The sequence below is a fragment of the Curtobacterium guangdongense genome, from assembly GCF_049341845.1.
Classification (GTDB): domain Bacteria; phylum Actinomycetota; class Actinomycetes; order Actinomycetales; family Microbacteriaceae; genus Curtobacterium; species Curtobacterium guangdongense.
The window spans coordinates 1-18,396 of record NZ_JBMPIT010000016.1; the positions used below are offsets into that span (position 1 = coordinate 1).

Genomic DNA, 18,396 nt, shown 5'->3' on the forward strand with positions numbered 1-18,396 from the left:
TTCGGGGTGTCGGTTGCGGTGGACATGCGTCCCACCTTGCCAGCGTCCCCCGGCAGCCCGCCTGGAGGCTCGGCGCGCGTCGGGCGCGCGTGCCGCGCCCGACGCGTGGTGCGGTGCGCTTCCGCACAACCGAAAGCAGCTCGCGCCACGGGATTCCGTGGCGCGAGCTGCTTTCGGTTGTGCAAGCGGCGGCGGGGCCGCGTGCGAGGGCTACATGCGCTCGGGGGCGCTCACGCCGAGGAGCCCGAGGCCGTTGCGCACGACCTGGCCCGTCGCGTCGTTCAGCCAGAGTCGCGTGCGGTGCAGGTCGGTCACGTCCTCGTCCCCGAGCGGCGTCACCCGGCAGGCGTCGTACCAGCGGTGGTAGAGGCCGGCGAGCTGCTCGATGTAGCGCGCGATGCGGTGCGGCTCCCGGAGTTCGGCGGCCTGCCGGACCACCCGCGGGTACTCGGCGAGGGCGCCGAGGAGCGCACCCTCGGTGTCGTGCGTCAGGAGCGACGCGTCGAACGCCGAACGATCGACACCCGATGCCGCGGCGTTCCGTGCGACGGACTGCGTGCGGGCGTGGGCGTACTGCACGTAGAACACCGGGTTGTCGTTGGTGCGCTTGGTCAGCAGGTCGAGGTCGATGTCGATCGCGGTGTCGATCGCGAACCGCACGAGCGCGTACCGACCGGCGTCGACACCGACGGCCTCGACGAGGTCCTCCATCGAGACGATCGTGCCGTTGCGCTTCGACATCCGGAACGGCTGGCCGTCCTTCAGCAGGTTGACCATCTGCCCGATGAGGATCTCGAGGTTCTTGCCCGGCTCGTCGCCGAACGCGGCGCACATCGCCATCATGCGGCCGACGTAGCCGTGGTGGTCGGCGCCGAGCATGATGAGGTTCCGCTCGAACCCGCGCTCGCGCTTGTCGAGGTAGTACGCCAGGTCGCCGGCGATGTACGCGGGCTCCCCGTCGGACTTGATGACGACGCGGTCCCGGTCGTCGCCGAAGTCGGTCGTGCGGAGCCACTGGGCGCCGTCGGCCTCGTACATCTGGCCCTGCTCCTGCAGGCGCTCGATGGCGCGCTCGACGGCCTTCGACTCGTGCAGCGAGTTCTCGTGGAAGTAGACGTCGAAGTCGACGCCGAACTCGTGGAGGGACTGCTTGATGTCGGCGAACATGAAGTCCACGCCCTCACGGCGGAACATCTCCTGCGCCTCGTCGCGGGGGATGTCGCGGACGTCCCCGTCGAAGGTGGACAGCACCCGCGCCGCGATCTCGGCGATGTACGCGCCGCCGTAGCCGTCCTCCGGCGCCGGCTCCCCGAGCGCCGACGCGACGAGCGACCGGGCGAACCGGTCGATCTGGCTGCCGTGGTCGTTGAAGTAGTACTCGCGGGTGACGAGGCCGCCCTGCGCCTGGAAGACCCGCGCGAGGCTGTCGCCGACCGCGGCCCAGCGGACGCCGCCCATGTGGATCGGGCCGGTCGGGTTCGCGGACACGAACTCCAGGTCGATGCGCACGCCGTCGTACAGGTCGCCGTGCCCGAAGGACTCGCCGGACTCCACGATGGTGCGGGCGATCTCGCCGGCCGCTGCGGCCTCGAGCGTGATGTTGATGAAGCCGGGGCCAGCGACGTCCACCGAGTCGACGCCGTCGAGCTCGGTCAGCTCGCCGGCGATCTCGGTCGCGAGCTCGCGCGGGTTCGTGCCGAGGCGCTTCGCGAGCTGCATCGCGGCGTTCGACGCCCAGTCCCCGTGCGCCCGGTTCTTGGGGCGCTCGAGGGCGACGTGCGACTCCTCGACGGTCACGGTGTCGGACGCGCCTCGGCGCTCGACGATCCCGGTCAGGATCGACAGGTACGCGGCGGAGAGTTCGGCAGGAGTCACGGCGGACGAGTCTACCGGGCGAGCGGGAACCCACCGGTCCTATCCGGCGACGTGCAGCATCATGTCCGCATGACCACCCGACGATCCGCCCGGGCGATCAGCGTCGCCGCGCTCGCCGTCCCCGCAGCCCTCGTGCTCGCCGCCTGCTCCGGTGGCGACTCCGGCGGGTCCCCCACGCGGACCCCGACGACGGCTCCGAGCGCGAGCGCCACGGCCGCCCCGATCGGCAAGCGCATCAGCCAGACGTGCGCCGAGCTCGTCCCGGACACCGCCTTCGCCGTGTACGGGAAGCAGTTCGAACTCGACGCGTCAGCGACCCCGGAGAAGGGGTCGGCAGCGGCGAAGATCGCCCAGCAGCGCGGCCGCGTGTGCGTGTTCCACGAGGTGTCGGACGAGTCCGTCACGATCACGTTGGCCGTCGCGAACCTGCCTGAGAAGTCGCTCACGAACCTCAAGGACGCCCTCTACGAACGCGGTGGCTCGGTGCCGACCTACCGCGTCGAGGGGTACTTCGCCCTGACCGACGACGTCGGTCGCGCCGACGCGTTCGCCGATCCGTACTGGATCACCACGTCATCGACGCTGTTCACGGAGCCGGGCTCCGCCCAGCCGGTCGTGGACGCCGTCCGCCAGGCGCTCGCGCCGACCGCCTCCTCGACCGCGACCCCGGCAGGCTGACGCGGGTCGGACCGACTGGAGGCGCGGGGCCGGGCCGCCACGGGCCTCCCGTCGGTCGTCAGTCGCGTGACGGCAGCATCGCGACCAGCAGGTCGCGGAGCGCGGTGCCACGGGCACCGGAGTCCTCCGGGTGCCACTGCACCGCCCAGAGCGGCGCGGTCTCGTGCTCCACCGCCTCGACCGTGCCGTCCGGCGCGGTGGCGACCACGCGGAGTCCGTCGCCGACCCGCCCGACCGCCTGGTGGTGCGACGACCGCACGTCGAGCTCCTCGGACCCGAGCGCCGCTGCGAGCCGGCTGTCCGGCGCCACCGACACCCGGTGGTCGACCATGCTCTCCGCGGGGTCCCCCGGCGCCACGTGCCCGCCGTGCTCGAGGTGCTGGACCAGGTCGCCGCCGAGCGCCACGTTGATCACCTGCATGCCACGGCAGATGCCGAGCGTCGGCGACCCGTCCGTGACCGCCGCCCGGACCGCTGCGATCTGCGCGAGGTCGGCGACGGAGAAGTGCTGCCCGCGCCCCTCGTAGTCCTCGGGACCGCCGTAGTGAGCGGGGGCGACGTCCTCGCCGCCCATCACGAGCACCCCGTCGGCGTCCGCAAGCGCCCGCTCCAGGCCAGCGGTCCCGAGCTGCTCGGCGGCCACCCGACGCGGCTCCCACCCTGCGGCACGGGCCACCTCGACGGCGCGCCCGGTCAGTGTCGTGAGGGCGTCGTGGAACGCGGGATCGTGTCGGCCGGTGTCGCTGACGTCGACCACGGCGAGGACGGGACGGACTCCTTGCTGCATGGGACGATCCTGGCGCAGGTCGGGCACGCCCGGGTGAGGTCGGGTGGTCTCGGGGCCGCGTCGGGACCTGCTACGGTTGTTCCCACCCAGGGCCCCCATAGCTCAGGGGATAGAGCACTGCCCTCCGGAGGCAGGGGCGGAGGTTCGAATCCTCCTGGGGGCACAAGGACGGTAGCGTCCGGTGCATGTTCTCGTTTCCGGTGCACACCGCTGAGCCGCTTCGAGGCGGGCCGACACTGGGCTGGGGCGTGATCGGGCCCGGCGTCATCGCGAACGACTTCACGAGCACCCTGCACGCCAACTCCGACCAGCGCGTCGTCGCCGTCGGGTCCCGCTCCCCCGAACGCGCCGCGGCCTTCGCCGCCCGACACGGGATCGACGGCGTGCACGGCTCGTACGAGGCACTCGTCGCCGACCCCGCGGTCGACGTCGTCTACGTGGCCTCCCCGCACCCGCAGCACCTCGGACACGCACTCCTGGCGATCGCCGCCGGCAAGCACGTCCTCGTCGAGAAGCCGATGACGACCTCGGCCACGGACACCCGGCGCCTCGCCGAAGCAGCCCGCGCCGCCGGGGTGCTCGCCATGGAGGCGATGTGGACCAGGTACCTCCCGGGCACCACCGTCGTCGCGCAGCTCATCGCGGACGGTGTCCTCGGCGACGTCCACCTGGCGACCGTCGACGTCGGCTGGCCGCACGAGCCGGACCCGGCCGACCGGCCGGTACCCCTGGATCGGATCCACGACCCGGAGGCCGGCGGAGGCGCCCTGCTCGACGCCGGCGTCTACGGCCACTGGTTCGCCCGCTTCGCCACCGGTGCCCCGGCGACCAGTCGGACGACGGGAGCGGTCTCGGATCGCGGGGTGGACCTCCAGTCCGTCACCGTGTCGACGGCCACCGGCGGCGCGCAGTCCGTGGTGACCACCTCGATGACGGCGTGGACCCCCGGTCTCGCCGTGGTCGCGGGCAGCACGGCGACCGTGCGGTACACCGACCACTTCGTCTTCCCCGCCTCGTTCGTGCTGCACCACGCCGCCGGTGAGGACCGGTGGTCCGAACCGACCGGACTCCGCGGCAGGCAAGGTCTGGCGTGGCAGGCGGCAGCGCTCGCACGGTACGTCGCGGACGGCCGGACGGAGTCACCGCTGCACGGGCTCGACGACTCGATCGGACTCGCGACCGCGCTCGACGACGCCAGGTCAGCCCTCGGCGTCCGGGGTGTTTCCGAGCACGACACCTCGGCCCCCTAGGATCACCGGCCGGTCGACCAGTCCACGACCGGGAAGAGGACGCGATGCCCATCGTCACCGGGAACCCGCAGCGGGAACTCGCCCGCGGCGACCTCGCCGCCGACCCGCGGACGCTGCTCGACGTCCTCACCGCGACCGCGGACGCGCACCCGGAGGCCCTCGCGCTCGAGGACCCGGACGGGACCATCGACTACCGGACGCTCATGCGGCTGGTGCGCGAGCGGGCGGACGACCTCGCGGGGCGCGGTGTCCGGCGGGGCGACCGGGTGGGCATCCGGATCCCGTCCGGCGGCCGTGACCTGTACCTGTCGATCCTCGCGGTGCTCGCTACCGGCGCCGCGTACGTGCCCGTGGACGCGGACGACCCGGAGGAGCGCGCGACGCTCGTGTTCGGGGAGGCCGACGTCGTCGGCGTGATCGGCGCGGGCGGGGTGCTGCGGACCCGCGACGGCGACGCGATCCCGGTCGGCAGCGACGGGGACCAGGCCCGGACAGCGGGGGCTCCGACCGTCGACGACGACGCGTGGATCATCTTCACGTCCGGCTCCACCGGCGTCCCGAAGGGCGTCGCGGTGACCCACCGTTCCGCAGCGGCCTTCGTCGACGCCGAGGCGCGGATGTTCCTGCAGCGCGCACCGATCGGGCCGGGCGACCGCGTGCTCGCCGGGCTGAGCGTGGCGTTCGACGCGTCCTGCGAGGAGATGTGGCTCGCGTGGGGCCACGGCGCGTGCCTGGTGCCCGCGCCGCGCTCCCTCGTCCGGACCGGCGTCGACCTGGGTCCGTGGCTCATCGTGCACGGCATCACCGTGGTGTCCACGGTCCCGACCCTCGCGGCGCTCTGGCCGGACGACGCCCTCGAGCAGGTCCGCCTGGTGATCTTCGGTGGCGAGGCCTGCCCGCCGGAGCTCGCCGCCCGCATCGCCTCCAGGGACCGCGAGGTCTGGAACACCTACGGCCCGACCGAGGCCACCGTCGTCGCGTGCGGTTCCCTGATGGACGGGTCGGCACCGATCCGCATCGGCCTGCCGCTCGACGGCTGGGACCTCGCCGTCGTCGACCCGGCGGGCGCCAGGGTCGCCCCGGGCGAGGTCGGCGAGCTCGTCATCGGCGGCGTCGGACTCGGTCGGTACCTCGACCCGGCGAAGGACGCCGAGAAGTACGCGCCGTTCCCGTCGCTCGGGTGGGAGCGCGCGTACCGGAGCGGCGACCTCGTCCAGTACGACCCGGAGGGCCTCGTGTTCCAGGGCCGCGCGGACGACCAGGTGAAGCTCGGTGGGCGCCGCATCGAACTCGGCGAGATCGACGCCGCGCTGCAGGCCCTCGACGACGTCGCGGGCGGTGCCGCCGTCGTGCAACGGACCCCGGCGGGCAACCAGGTCCTCGTGGGGTACGTCGCCCCCGTCGCGGGTGCGACGATCGACACCGCGGTCGCGAACGCCCGGCTCCGCGAGGAGCTGCCCGCGGCGCTCGTCCCGTTCCTCGCCGTCGTGGACGCCCTGCCCACCCGGACGTCGGGCAAGGTGGACCGCGCGGCGCTCCCCTGGCCGCTGACCGGTCCCGCCGGCGGCGACACCGCGGTGCTCCCGCCGACGGTCGCCTGGATCGCCGAGCGCTGGGCCGCGATCCTCGGCGTGCCCGTCACCGGCGAGGACGACGACTTCTTCGCGCACGGCGGCGGGTCCCTGACGGCCGCGCAGCTCGTGTCAGCGATCCGTGAGCGCTACCCGACGACGACCGTGGCCGACGTGTACGACCACCCGCGGATCGGTGCGCTGGCCGACGCGCTCGACGCATCGGGACCGGTCGCCGCCGCCTCGCGCGACGTCCGTCCGACACCGCCGGCGACGGGGCTGGCACTGACGTTCCTCGGCCTCCCGGTGCAGCTGCTCCGCGGCCTGCGGGTCCTGACGTGGACGGCGCTCGTCGCCGGGGTCCTGCACGTCACCACACTGCCGTTCCTGCCGGCACTGCCGGTCCCGGTGCTGGTGGTCGCACTGCTCGTGTTCGTCACCCCGATCGGGAAGATGGCGCTCACCGTCGCCCTGGTCCGGCTCGTGCTGCTCGGCGTCCGCCCGGGTGACCACCCGCGCGGCGGATCGGTGCACGTCCGGGTCTGGCTCGCCGAACGCATCGCCGAGGCAGTCGACGGCCCGTCCACCGCCGGCGCCCCGTGGATCAGCTACTACGCCAGGGCTCTCGGCGCGACGATCGGCCGCGACGTCGACCTGCACACGCTGCCGCCGGTGACCGGCATGCTCACGATCGGCAAGCGTGCGTCGATCGAACCCGAGGTCGACCTCGCGGGCCACTGGGTCGACGGCGACGTGTTCCGACTCGGGCGCGTCCAGGTCGGCGCGGACGCGGTCGTGCACAGCCGCACGACGCTGATGCCGGGTGCCGCGGTCGGCGCGGGTGCCGAGATCGAGGCCGGCTCCGCCGTCGCCGGGCAGGTCCCGGACGGGGAGCGCTGGGCGGGATCGCCGGCGGAACGCGTCGGCTCGGCCCGGCACGACCGGGAGGCTCGTCCCCCGGCCCGTCGTCGCTGGCTCGTCGCCTACGGGGCCGGGTCCGTGGCCGTGGCCGGGTTGCCGGTGATCGGCGTCGCGGTCGGCCTGCTGGTCGCCGTCGCGATCGTCGGCCGCGCCCCCTCGCTCGGCGCCGCCGTGTTGCACGCCCTCGCCCTGGTCCCACTCGCGACGGTCGTGGCCGGCGCCGTGTACGCCGGGCTCGTCGTGGCGGTCGTCCGGCTGCTCGGGATCGCCCTGCACGAGGGCAGGCACCCCGTCCGCTCCCGGATCGGCTGGCAGGCGTGGTGCACCGAGCGGGTCCTCGACGCGGCTCGGACGCTCCTGTTCCCCCTGTACGCGAGCCTGGTGACGCCGCTGTGGCTCCGGCTCCTCGGCGCCAGGGTCGGCCGCAACACCGAGATCTCCACGGTGCTCCTCCTGCCCTCCCTCACGCAGATCGCATCCGGAGCGTTCCTCGCCGACGACACCATGGTCGCCACGTACGAGCTCGGCGGTGGCCGGGTCACCATCGGGAAGTCCAAGGTCGGGCGTCGTGCGTTCCTCGGCAACAGCGGCATGACCGGCGCCGGACGGAGCGTCCCGCGCGAGGCGCTCGTCGCGGTGCTCTCCGCCGTGCCGAAGAAGGCCAAGCGCGGGTCGTCGTGGCTCGGCTCCCCGCCGGTCCGGCTCCGACGTGCAGCCACGACGTTCGACGAGGAGCGCACGTTCCGTCCGCCGGCGCGTCTCCGTGTCGCCCGCGGCTGCTGGGAGGTCCTGCGGGTGCTCGCACCGATGGTCTCCGCGGCGATCGCGCTCGGCGTCGGCGCCGCCCTCGTCGCGCTGTGGTCGGCCGTCGGGATCGGGTGGACGGTCCTCCTCGCCGCGCCCGTCCTGATCGTCGCCGGAGCCGTCGCCGCGATCGTGTCGACGATCGCGAAGTGGGCGTTCGTCGGTCGGATCACCGCCACCGAGCACCCGCTCTGGTCGTCCTTCGTGTGGCGGAACGAGGTGCAGGACACGTTCGTGGAGACCGTCGCACGGCCGTGGTTCGCCGAGCAGGCGACGGGGACGCCGGCGTTGGCCGCGTGGCTCAGGAGCCTCGGGGCGACGATCGGGCGGGGCACCTGGCTGGAGACGTACTGGCTGCCGGAGGCCGACCTCGTCACGATCGGCGCCGGGGCGACCGTCGCGCGCGGCACCGTCGTGCAGACGCACCTCTTCCACGACCGCGTGATGCAGCTCGACGAGGTCCGCATCGATGCCGGCGGCACGCTCGGGCCGCACAGCGTCGTCCTGCCCGCCGCCGGCATCGGCCCGGGCGCCACCGTCGCACCGGCGTCCCTGGTGATGCGCGGCGAGCAGGTCCCTGGTGGCACCCGCTGGGCAGGGAACCCCATCGCGCCGTGGGAACAGGCGCCGTGGGAGGACTCCGCCGGGGAGTCCGCCTGGGATGGGCCGTCCGCCCGCGTGGCAGACTCGACGGCACCGTGAAGCCGACGAACGCAGCCGACCCGTACACCCCGCACAGTGGAGACCGTCGTTGGCGTGCCGACCACTACGACCTTCGACTCGACTACCGCGTCGCGACGAACCGGCTCAACGGCACCGCGACGATCACCGCGACCGCCCTCGAGGACCTGGAGAAGGTCCCCCTGGACCTGCACGGACTGTCGGTCGACCGGGTCGACATCGACGGGCAGCGTGCCAGGAAGACGACCACCGCCGTCCACAAGGCCACGGTGACGCCGGCGACCCCGATCGCATCGGGGACCGAGTTCACGGTGCACGTCCGGTACCGCGGCACCCCGCGACCGCTCCGGAGCCCGTGGGGTCAGATCGGCTGGGAGGAACTGACCGACGGTGTCATCGTCGCGGCCCAGCCCACCGGTGCGCCGTCGTGGTTCCCGTGCAACGACCGTCCGGATGACAAGGCCACCTACCGCTTCGAGATCTCGTGCGAGACCGGGTACGACGTCGTCGCGAACGGCGAGCTGCTCGGCAAGGAGCGCACCGGGCGCGGCACCAGGTGGACCTACGCGACGACCGACCCGATGGCCACGTACCTGGCGACCGTGCAGATCGGGCGCTACCGGACGCACGCGCTCCGCCGTGCCGACGTCCCCGTGACGCTCCACCATCCCGCTGACCTCGCCGCTGCGGCGAAGACCGACTTCGGCCGGGTGTCGGACATGCTCGCGCTCTACGCCGACCGGTTCGGGCCGTACCCGTTCCCGGCGTACGGCGTGGTCGTGACCGACGACGAGCTCGAGATCCCGCTCGAGGCCCACGGCCTGGCGGTGTTCGGCCGGAACCACGTCGACGGCGAACACGGCACCGACCGGCTCATCGCCCACGAGCTCGCGCACCAGTGGTTCGGCAACTCCGTGACGCTCGGACGATGGCAGGACATCTGGCTGCACGAGGGCTTCGCCTGCTACGCGGAGTGGCTCTGGTCCGAGCACCGCGGTGGTGACGACGCCGATCGACTCGCCGCCGAGCACCGCGCCGGACTGCTCGACCAGCCGGAGGACCTCGTCGTCGCGGACCCCGGGCCGAAGGACATGTTCGACGACCGGGTCTACAAGCGCGGTGCACTCGCCCTGCACGCGCTGCGGCGGACCATCGGGGACGACGCGTTCTTCGACGGGCTGCGCACGATCACCGAGCGACACCGCCACGGCACGGTCGCACCGGCCGACGTGCTGGACGCGTTCGCGACGGCGTCCGGCCGGGGTGTCACCGCCATCGACGCCGTCGTCTCGCCGTGGATCGACGACCCGGGCGTCCCGGAGCTCCCCTAGCGGCGGTCCTCGAGCTGCAGCGGCACCCCGTCCGCTGCGACGGCGAGCACGAGGTCCTCGTCCAGGCGCACGACGGTGACCGCATGCGTGACGCCCTCGAGGACGGCCGACCCCGCTGCCACGTCGACGTCGACCGCGCCGGGATCGACGCGCATGCCCCTGCCGTCGCGCTTCAGGACGGCTTCCTTGCCGGCCCAGCACGCTGCGAGGAGCGCCGCATGGCCAGCAGACCGTGCACGCTCCCCCGGGGCGAACACGTCGAGCGGCGCCGCGGCCACCCGTCCGACGCGCTCCACGTCGACGCCGAGCGCTGCTGGACAGAGCGCTCCTGGACCGACCGCGAGTGCGAGGGCGCCGTCCGTCCGCGACAAGCTCACGCCGAGCTGCCGGTCGCCCACCGCGGCCCACGGCCGCCCGTGCGCGGTGCTGCCGCAGTGCGCGCACCGACGGCCGCCACTGACCATCGTGGGGTCCGCTCCGGTGACCTCCGCGACGAACGCGAGCAGGGCCTCCCTGTCGGCGGTCCGCGTCTCGCCGGGCGCGCTGACGCGCACCGACACGGTCTGGAGGCCCGGATCACCCACACAGGCACCATACGGCCGCGCGTGCCGACGTCCCGCGAACACAGCGAGACACCGCCGGACGCGGCGGTGTCTCGGAGGTGGTGCGGTGTTCCGGAGGATCAGGCGTGCGTCAGTGCGATGAGCGCGACGTTCATCGTCGAGTAGAGCCCCTCGGAGCGAGTTGCCTGGCGCACGCGTCCACGGAGTACCTCGTACCGGCCGTCGTGCTCGCGCACGAACCCGATCACCCCACTGGCGGGCGTCGAGACCCGGTGGAAGCCGTCCTCGAGCGGGACGACCTCCGTGCTGGTCGTTCGTTCCATCGTCGACCCCTTTCGTCGTCGAAACGGTCACCGCGGATACTACCCCGACCGGGGGACAGACGGTGTCCCCCGTGAGTGTTCTCCACAGGTGCGACGCTTCCCGGACGAGTGCTGCACTGCCTGGATAGACTCCGGGCGACGGCGCCCTTCCGCGGCGTTCCGGGGATCCACCGGGGCGGTCGGGACGGTGCCGCCGACGGACGGAGGACGGATGCGAGCGGTCCAGGGCGGATCGAGCAGGATCGGGTCGACCACGGGCAGGGGGACGTCCAGGCGCTGGGCAGCGCGACTCGCTGCGGCGACGATCACCGCCCTGCTGGTGCTCGCGCCGGCGACCGCGGCTCGGGCGACCGCGCCGGTGGACCTCGGGGGCGCCTACGTCCTCGACGACGCCGATGCGCTGACCTCGTCGCAGCAGTCCGACGTCGAGCAGGCGGTGCAGGACCTCTACTCGGAGACGAAGACGCAGCTCTACGTCGTGTTCGTGCCGGAGTTCACGGACCCGACCGACCACGGCGCCTGGGGCGACGCGGTGATGAGCGGGAACCAGATCCAGAACGACAGCATCCTGCTCTCGATCGCGGTGGACGAGCGCAACTACGACGTCCAGCAGACGAACGAGACCTCGATCAGCTCCGGCGACGTCGAGTCCGCCGTCAACGACGACCTGCTCCCCAAGCTCAAGGCGAACGACTGGGCCGGGGCCGCCACCGCCTTCGCGAACGGACTCGCCCAGACGCAGCAGCCGCCGAACCTCACGTGGCTCTGGATCCTGCTGCTCGTCGTGGTGATTGCGATCGTCGTCATCGTGCTCGTGATCCGGACGCGGAACAAGCGGAGGACGGCTGCCGCGACCAAGGCGCAGCAGGCGTCCCTGGCGGATCTCGAACGCACGGCGGGCGCCGCGCTCGTGACCATCGACGACGAGCTCAGGACCGCCGAACAAGAAGTCGGGTTCGCGACGGCCCAGTTCGGCCCCGACGCCGCGAAGCCCTTCGCCGACGCCGTCGCCACCGCGCAGAAGAACGTCCGCAAGGCGTTCACGTTCCAGCAGCAGCTCGACGACGAGATCCCGGACTCCCCCCAGCAGCGGGCCGACTGGTCGAACCAGATCATCGCGATCTGCGAGCAGGCCCACGCCTCGATCGAGGAACAGACCGACTCGTTCGACAAGCTGCGGTCGCTGGAAGACGGCGTCGAGGCGGCGGCCGTGTCCCTCGGTGAGGCAGTCCGTGCCGCCCCGGCGGCGGTGACCGAGGCAGCCGCATCGCTGGAACGGATCAGGAGCACCTACAGCGGCCGCACCCTCGCGACCGTCGCCGACAGTGTCGACCAGGCGCGCGAGGTCCTCGGCTACGCGACCGAACGGTCGCAGGCAGCAGACGCCGCCATCGCGAACGGCGACAAGGGCCAGGCCGTCGTCGCCGTCCGGGACGCCCAGCACGCACTCGCGCAGGTGCAGCAGCTCAGCGCGTCGGCGACCGGCGCAGAGGCGTCGTTCCGCGAAGCGACCGCTCGGGTGGACGCGATGCGCCTCGACATCGAGGGCGACGTCGCGGCGGCCCGCGCCATGAAGACCGGCGATCCTGACCTGGCGTCGGCCGTGGTCACCGCGGAGACCGTCCTGCGAGAACGCCTCGACCCGAAGGACCCGATCGCCGCCGTCGACGCGCTGACCCAGGCGAACACCGCGATCGACGCCGCGCTCGCCTCGGCCCGTGGTGCCGAGGAACAGAACCAGCGCGCGATGCAGGCCCTCGACGCGGCACTCCGTGACGCCCGGACCAGGATCAGTCAGGCGCGCGAGTTCATCTCGTTGCGTCGCGGTGGCGTCGGCCCGACGGCACGGACCCGCCTGTCCGAGGCGGAACGGGCACTCGACGACGCGGTCCAGCTCGCCACCACCGACCCGCAGCGGGCGCTCCAGGCGGCCCGCGCCGCCGAGCAGTACGCGGCGGCGGCGATGGACGAAGCCGGCAACGACATGGGCGGGTGGCCCGGCGCAGGCGGCGGGGGCGGCGGGAACGGCGCGCAGCTCGGCGGCCTCGTCACCGGCATCATCCTCGGTGGGCTCCTCGGCGGCCGTGGCGGCAGCTACGGCGGCGGGTCGTTCGGCGGCGGCGGGTTCGGCGGCGGGGGCGGGGGCTTCGGCGGCGGAGGCGGCGGCGGCGGCGGCGGGGGCGGCTTCTCGGGCGGAGGTCGCTTCTGAGCTGATCCGCTGAGTCGCACCACCTCGCACGGCACAACCACCATCCCAAGAAGGGGAAACAGCAATGGCAAAGCAGTCGATCTTCGGTCGCATCTCCACGCTCGTCCGGGCGAACATCAACCAGCTCATCGACAACGCGGAAGACCCGCAGTTGATGCTCGACCAGCTCGTGCGCGACTACACGAACAACATCGCGGACGCCAAGAGCGCGGTCGCCCAGACCATCGGCAACCTCCGCCTGCTCGAGCAGGACAACGAGGAGGACGTCAAGGCCGCGCAGGAGTGGGGCCAGAAGGCGCTCAACGCGTCGGCAGCGGCGGACAAGTACCGCGCAGAGGGCAAGACCGAGGACGCCGACAAGTTCGACAACCTCGCGAAGATCGCGATCGGCAAGCAGATCGCCGCCGAGCAGGAGGTCAAGGACAACGCCTCGCCGCTCGCCACCCAGAACGAGCAGGTCGAGAAGCTCAAGACCGGCATCACGAACATGGAGCAGAAGCTCGAGCAGCTGAAGTCCAAGCGCGACAGCCTGGTGGCGCGGTCGAAGACGGCGGAGGCCCAGTCGAAGGTCAACGACGCGATCGGCAACATCGACATCACCGACCCGACGAGCGACCTCAACCGCTTCGAGGAGAAGGTCCGCCGCGAAGAGGCGAAGGTCATCGGCCAGCAGGAGCTCCAGTCGTCCAGCCTGGACTCCCAGTTCGAGAGCCTCGAGGACGTCGGCAAGGACGCCGAGGTCGAGGCGCGTCTCGCTGCCCTGAAGTCCGGCGGCTCGTCGACGCTCTGAGCTGAACCGGCCACGCACTGCGGACGACGCTGGACCCGCCTGACAGACTGAGGAGATGCAGTTCCTCGTCGTCGGTCAGTGGCAGGGTTCGGCGTCGTCGCGTGCGATGCGCCTCGGCGACGGTGCCGCAGCCATAGCAGCCGATCTCCCCCGCACCGCGACCACCGTCGTCGACGTCCCGACCGGGGCCGGCGACCGACTCGAGACCGCGCTCGCCCGCTACACCTCCGTGCTCCACGTCGCGGAACGGGTGGCCGAGGAAACGTCGATCGCATCCGAACCGGTGCTCGTCATCGGCGGTGACGGGTCGAGCGCCCTCGGCGGCAGCGTCGCCCTCGAGCCCGGCACCGCGTTCGTGCGCATCTCGGGGTCGAGCGGGTACCGGGCGCTGAACCGGGCGCAGCCGATCGCCGCCGAGACCGCTGCGCTCCGGATCCTCGTCGACCGTCCGACCGACCTGTTCCCGTCGCTGCCCACCCTCGCTCCTGCGTCGGTGGTGCTCGCCGGGACGCGGGGTGTCGACGAGGCCGAGGCGAACGCCGTCGCGAGGGCTGGCATCACCCACCTCGACGTCGACGCGGCGACTCCCGAGGCGATCTCGGCTGCGGTCGACGCGACCGGTTCGGAGTCCGTCTACGTGCACGTCGACCTCGACGTCCTCGACCCGTCCGAACTCGACGGGCTCCTCGAACCCGTCCCGTTCGGCCTCGACGGCGCCGGACTCGTCGAGCGGATCCAGGCCGCCACGCGCGGACGCCGCCTCGTCGGTGCGGCACTCACCGGCTTCGCACCGGTCGATCCGGACCGTGCTGTCGACGACATGGGCGTCATCCTGCGGGCCGTCGGTGCCCTGAGCGCGGCCGCCCGGGTGGCGTAGCCCGGGGGACGCACCGCATTCGGAGTGGTTCCATGCCACTCCGAATACGCTCGGCCGCATGACGGACTACGACCTCATCGTGATCGGCGCCGGCGCTGTCGGCGAGAACGTGGCGGACTACGCCCACAAGCGCGGCCTCTCGGTCGCGATCGTGGAGTCGGAACTCGTGGGTGGTGAGTGTTCGTACTGGGCGTGCATGCCCTCGAAGGCGCTCCTCCGCAGTGGCCACGCGCTCGCGGCGGCGAAACGGCTCGCGGGCTCGGCAGAGGCGGTCACGGGTTCGCTCGACGCCGCGGCGGTCCTCGCGCGACGCACCTCCTTCACGAGCGACTGGAAGGACGACGGGCAGGTCTCCTGGCTGGAGTCCGCCGGCATCGACCTCGTCCGCGGGCACGCCCGCATCACCGGCCCGAAGACCATCGAGGTCGACGGCACCACCCACACCGCCCGTGCAGCCGTCGCCGTCGTCACCGGGTCGCTCCACGCCCTCCCGGACGTCCCGGGGCTCGCGGACGCGAAGCCGTGGGGCACCCGGGAGGGCACGAGCGCCCAGTCGGTGCCGGAGAGCCTCCTGGTGATCGGTGGCGGCGTCGCCGGGACCGAGCTCGCGACCGCATGGGCGTCCCTCGGCGCGAAGGTGACGCTCGTCGCTCGCCACGGGCTGCTCGGCGGGATGGAGCCCTTCGCCGGGGAGCTCGTCGCGGACGCCATGCGCGAGTCCGGCATCGACGTCCGCACGGGCGTGAACCCGACGCGCGTCGACCGCGACGAGCACGGACTCGTCACCACCACCCTCGACGACGGCACCACGGTCATCACCAGCGAGGTCCTCGCGGCCACCGGGCGCACGCCGCACACCGCCGACCTCGGGCTCGAGTCGGTCGGGCTCACCGCGGGCGACTGGCTCGACGTCGACGACACGATGCTCGTGACGGGGACCGACTGGCTGTACGCCGTGGGTGACGTCAACCACCGCGTGCTCCTCACCCACCAGGGCAAGTACCAGGCCCGTGCTGCCGGCGAGGCGATCGCCGCGCGGTACCAGGGCACGCCGCTGCACACCGAGCCGTGGGGCGCGCACGTCGCGACGGCCGACCACGCCGCGGCACCGCAGGTGACCTTCACGGACCCCGAGGTCGCGAGCGTCGGCCTGACCGAGGCGAAGGCGAAGCAGCAGGGGCTGAACGTCCGCGCGGTCGAGTACGAGCTCGGGAACATCGCCGGCGCGGCCCTGCAGGCGGACGGCTACACCGGCCGCGCGAACATGGTCGTCGACGAGGACCGCGGGGTCGTCGTCGGCATGACCTTCGTCGGCCAGGACGTCGCGGAGATGCTCCAGGCGGCGACGATCGCCGTCGTCGGGGAGGTCCCGCTCGACCGCCTGTGGCACGCCGTCCCCGCGTACCCGACGATGAACGAGATCTGGTTGCGCCTGCTCGAGACCTACGGCCGCCCGGAGTAGCCGATGCGCAACCCGCTGCTCGACTCCCCCGTGTCGTGGGCGGGCTGGGCGTTCGCGACGCTCGTCGGGTTGTCGATCGGCGTCCCGCTGTCGACCGGGCCGATCCGCCGCGTCGACGGGTTGATCGTGTGCTCCGGCCTGCCGCGGTGGGTGTTCCGTCGCGGCGGCACCTGCGTCGGGTCGGTGTACCTCACCCGGGACAACGACGGCGACCGGGTGCTCCGGCACGAGCGCGTCCACGTGTCGCAGTGGCGTCGGTACGGCATGCTCATGCCGTTCCTGTACGCCGTCGCCGGCCGCGATCCCCTCCGCAACCGCTTCGAGATCGAGGCCGGGCTCGAGGACGGCGGCTACCGCTAGTCCCGCGCGGTGCCCGCCCGCACGCCGCCCTGCTCTCCCACTCCCCGACGCGGTGCCACAACTCGCCGCTCAGTTTCGCCGAGGTTCCACGACACGCGGGCGCGGACGTCCGAGATGCCCTAATTACGGCATCTCGACGCGAACGCGGCGACACCCGAGACCGCGCGCGCCGCGCGCCGCGCGCTCAGCGCGGGCGGCGCGGGACCACGAGGGGCGTGCCCGTCTCGGGGTCGGGGACGACCACGCACGGCAGCCCGAAGACGTCCTCGACGAGGTCCGCCGTCAGGACGGACGCCGGCGGACCGGACGCGACGATCGACCCCGCCCGCATCGCGATCACGTGCGTGGCGTAGCGCGCGGCCTGGTTGAGGTCGTGCAGCACCGCGACGACGGTCCGACCGGCCGCGTGCAACGTCGCCGCGAGCTCGAGCACGTCGTACTGGTGCGCGATGTCGAGGAACGTCGTGGGTTCGTCGAGCAGGACGATGTCGGTCTCCTGCGCGAGCACCATGGCGATCCACACCCGCTGCCGCTGCCCACCGGAGAGCTCGCCGACCGCGCGGTCGGCGAGCGACACCGTGTCGGTCTGCTCGAGCGCCCGCTGCACGGCGATGCGGTCGGTGCCGGACGTCGGGTGCAACAGGTCCTGGTGCGGGAAGCGTCCGCGGGACACGAGGTCGCGGACGGTGATGCCGTCCGGCGCGATCGGGGTCTGCGGCAGCATCGCCACGCGGCGCGCGACGGCCTTCGGGCGGAACGACGAGATCGGCGCACCGTCGAGGTACACCGCGCCGGCGGTGGGCTTGAGCGTCCGCGCGAGCGACTTCAGCAGCGTGGACTTCCCGCACGCGTTCGGTCCGACGATGACGGTCAGTTCCCCGTCGGGGATGTCGACGTCGAGCCCGTCCACGACGACTCGGTCGTCGTAGGCGAGCGTCAGGCCCCTGGCGCCCAGGGCAGTGGCCGGCGCAGCCACCGCCGACGAAGCCGCGGCACTCAGTTCTCGGCCTTGCCGTGCCGCCAGTAGCCCATGAACGCGACCTGCTTGCGGTCGAGCCCGACGCCACGCACGAGGTGCCGCCGGAGTTCCGTGATGCACCCGGCCTCCCCGGCGATCCAGGCGTAGAGCTGCGAGTCGGTCACGGGCGGGATGTCCCAGAGGACCTGCTGGTCGACGTCCACGTCCACCAACTCGTCCGAGGAGGAACAGGCACCACCGGCCACCGCCGTCGACGCCCATGCGTGCACCTGGTCGGTCATCCGCACCCCGTGCGACGCGCCGTTCCGGGCGATCCAGCGGACCTCGACCCCGGCGGGTGCGGTGACCGGCAGCCGGTCGGCGTCGGTCGGCACCTCGATGAAGACGTGTCCGACGGTGCTGACGTCGAGGGCTTCGAGGATCGCGCAGATGGCCGGAGCGGCGGTCTCGTCACCGGCGAGCAGGATCCGGTTCGCGGAACCGGGCGCGAACTCGGCGGCACCGGTCGGCAGCTCCGCGGGGGACGACGGCACCGCGGGTCCGACGATCCGGAGCTCGTCGCCGACCCGGCAGGACGACACCCACCGCGACGCGGGACCGACGTCACCGTGGGCGACGAAGTCGATGTCGAGCTCGTGGGCGTCCGGGCGGAACGAGCGCACCGTGTAGGTGCGGAGCGGGTTGCGTGCCTCGTCGGGCAGTGCGCGCCAGGCCGCGTACCAGTCCTCGCCGTCGGGCAGGTCCGTGAACCCCAGTCCGGGGATCGGCAGGACGACCTTGATCCGCTGGTCGAGCCCGACCGAGGAGAACGCGCCGAGCTCGTCGCCGGTCAGCGTCACCCGGACGAAGTGCGGGGTGAGCGACGTGACGGCTGCCACGCGGACGGAGAAGACACGGTACCGGGCTGCCACGAGTCGAGTATGGCATGCCTTACC

General features: G+C 72.7%; 15 protein-coding genes and 1 tRNA gene. 10 read left to right on the top strand and 6 right to left on the bottom strand.

Annotated features, from left to right (window positions below):
• Positions 1 to 210: 210 nt before the first annotated feature.
• Positions 211 to 1,875, bottom strand: a complete 1,665-nt coding sequence (gene argS / locus ACO0E1_RS17810) for an arginine--tRNA ligase (protein ID WP_422875384.1) — start codon at positions 1,873 to 1,875, stop codon at positions 211 to 213.
• Positions 1,876 to 1,944: 69 nt separating this feature from the next.
• Here argS and ACO0E1_RS17815 point away from each other — a divergent pair, with 69 nt between their 5' ends.
• The gene (locus ACO0E1_RS17815) at positions 1,945 to 2,553 is read left to right on the top strand and encodes a hypothetical protein (protein WP_422875385.1); all 609 of its coding nucleotides are present in this window, start codon (positions 1,945 to 1,947) and stop codon (positions 2,551 to 2,553) included.
• Between the two features lie 58 nt (positions 2,554 to 2,611).
• Here the strand turns inward: ACO0E1_RS17815 and ACO0E1_RS17820 are convergent, their stop codons facing one another.
• Positions 2,612 to 3,340, bottom strand: a complete 729-nt coding sequence (locus ACO0E1_RS17820; RefSeq protein ID WP_422875386.1) for a gamma-glutamyl-gamma-aminobutyrate hydrolase family protein — start codon at positions 3,338 to 3,340, stop codon at positions 2,612 to 2,614.
• Between the two features lie 91 nt (positions 3,341 to 3,431).
• Here ACO0E1_RS17820 and ACO0E1_RS17825 point away from each other — a divergent pair.
• From ACO0E1_RS17825 to ACO0E1_RS17840, 4 genes are all read left to right on the top strand, one after another.
• Positions 3,432 to 3,503: transfer RNA gene (locus tag ACO0E1_RS17825), tRNA-Arg, on the top strand.
• Between the two features lie 22 nt (positions 3,504 to 3,525).
• The gene (locus ACO0E1_RS17830) at positions 3,526 to 4,590 is read left to right on the top strand and encodes a Gfo/Idh/MocA family protein (protein WP_422875387.1); all 1,065 of its coding nucleotides are present in this window, start codon (positions 3,526 to 3,528) and stop codon (positions 4,588 to 4,590) included.
• Positions 4,591 to 4,634: 44 nt separating this feature from the next.
• Positions 4,635 to 8,588 carry a Pls/PosA family non-ribosomal peptide synthetase gene (locus tag ACO0E1_RS17835; RefSeq protein WP_422875388.1) on the top strand — a complete coding sequence of 1,318 codons (3,954 nt, stop codon included), beginning with the start codon at positions 4,635 to 4,637 and terminating at the stop codon, positions 8,586 to 8,588.
• Complete coding sequence (locus tag ACO0E1_RS17840) at positions 8,585 to 9,898, top strand: M1 family metallopeptidase (protein ID WP_422875389.1); 1,314 nt, start codon at positions 8,585 to 8,587, stop codon at positions 9,896 to 9,898. Before ACO0E1_RS17835 ends, ACO0E1_RS17840 begins: the two co-directional genes overlap by 4 nt.
• On the opposite strand, the gene ACO0E1_RS17845 is transcribed toward ACO0E1_RS17840, so the two are convergent.
• Together ACO0E1_RS17845 and ACO0E1_RS17850 are read right to left on the bottom strand one after the other, a co-directional pair.
• Positions 9,895 to 10,482, bottom strand: coding sequence for a 4'-phosphopantetheinyl transferase family protein (locus tag ACO0E1_RS17845; RefSeq protein WP_422875390.1), 588 nt, complete (start codon positions 10,480 to 10,482; stop codon positions 9,895 to 9,897). The two genes, ACO0E1_RS17840 and ACO0E1_RS17845, sit on opposite strands and share 4 nt — an antisense overlap.
• 98 nt (positions 10,483 to 10,580) lie before the next feature.
• A complete protein-coding gene (locus tag ACO0E1_RS17850) occupies positions 10,581 to 10,784 on the bottom strand; it encodes a hypothetical protein (RefSeq protein ID WP_144765352.1) in 204 nt (67 codons plus the stop codon).
• A 211-nt stretch (positions 10,785 to 10,995) separates the two neighbouring features.
• On the opposite strand from ACO0E1_RS17850, the gene ACO0E1_RS17855 reads away from it, so the two are divergent.
• From ACO0E1_RS17855 to ACO0E1_RS17875, 5 genes are all read left to right on the top strand, one after another.
• A complete protein-coding gene (locus ACO0E1_RS17855; RefSeq protein ID WP_422875391.1) occupies positions 10,996 to 12,993 on the top strand; it encodes a TPM domain-containing protein in 1,998 nt (665 codons plus the stop codon).
• Between the two features lie 64 nt (positions 12,994 to 13,057).
• Entirely contained in the window at positions 13,058 to 13,783 is a 726-nt protein-coding gene (locus ACO0E1_RS17860) for a PspA/IM30 family protein (RefSeq protein ID WP_422875392.1), read from the top strand.
• A 55-nt stretch (positions 13,784 to 13,838) separates the two neighbouring features.
• On the top strand, positions 13,839 to 14,660 hold the full coding sequence (locus ACO0E1_RS17865; RefSeq protein ID WP_422875393.1) for an arginase family protein: 822 nt from the start codon (positions 13,839 to 13,841) through the stop codon (positions 14,658 to 14,660).
• Between the two features lie 58 nt (positions 14,661 to 14,718).
• The gene (locus tag ACO0E1_RS17870; protein ID WP_422875394.1) at positions 14,719 to 16,122 is read left to right on the top strand and encodes a dihydrolipoyl dehydrogenase family protein; all 1,404 of its coding nucleotides are present in this window, start codon (positions 14,719 to 14,721) and stop codon (positions 16,120 to 16,122) included.
• Between the two features lie 3 nt (positions 16,123 to 16,125).
• A complete protein-coding gene (locus tag ACO0E1_RS17875) occupies positions 16,126 to 16,482 on the top strand; it encodes a Fe-S oxidoreductase (protein WP_422875395.1) in 357 nt (118 codons plus the stop codon).
• A 184-nt stretch (positions 16,483 to 16,666) separates the two neighbouring features.
• Here the strand turns inward: ACO0E1_RS17875 and ACO0E1_RS17880 are convergent, their stop codons facing one another.
• Together ACO0E1_RS17880 and ACO0E1_RS17885 are read right to left on the bottom strand one after the other, a co-directional pair.
• Positions 16,667 to 17,458, bottom strand: a complete 792-nt coding sequence (locus tag ACO0E1_RS17880) for an ABC transporter ATP-binding protein (protein WP_422875396.1) — start codon at positions 17,456 to 17,458, stop codon at positions 16,667 to 16,669.
• Positions 17,459 to 17,478: 20 nt separating this feature from the next.
• Complete coding sequence (locus tag ACO0E1_RS17885) at positions 17,479 to 18,372, bottom strand: siderophore-interacting protein (protein ID WP_422875397.1); 894 nt, start codon at positions 18,370 to 18,372, stop codon at positions 17,479 to 17,481.
• Positions 18,373 to 18,396: the final 24 nt, after the last annotated feature.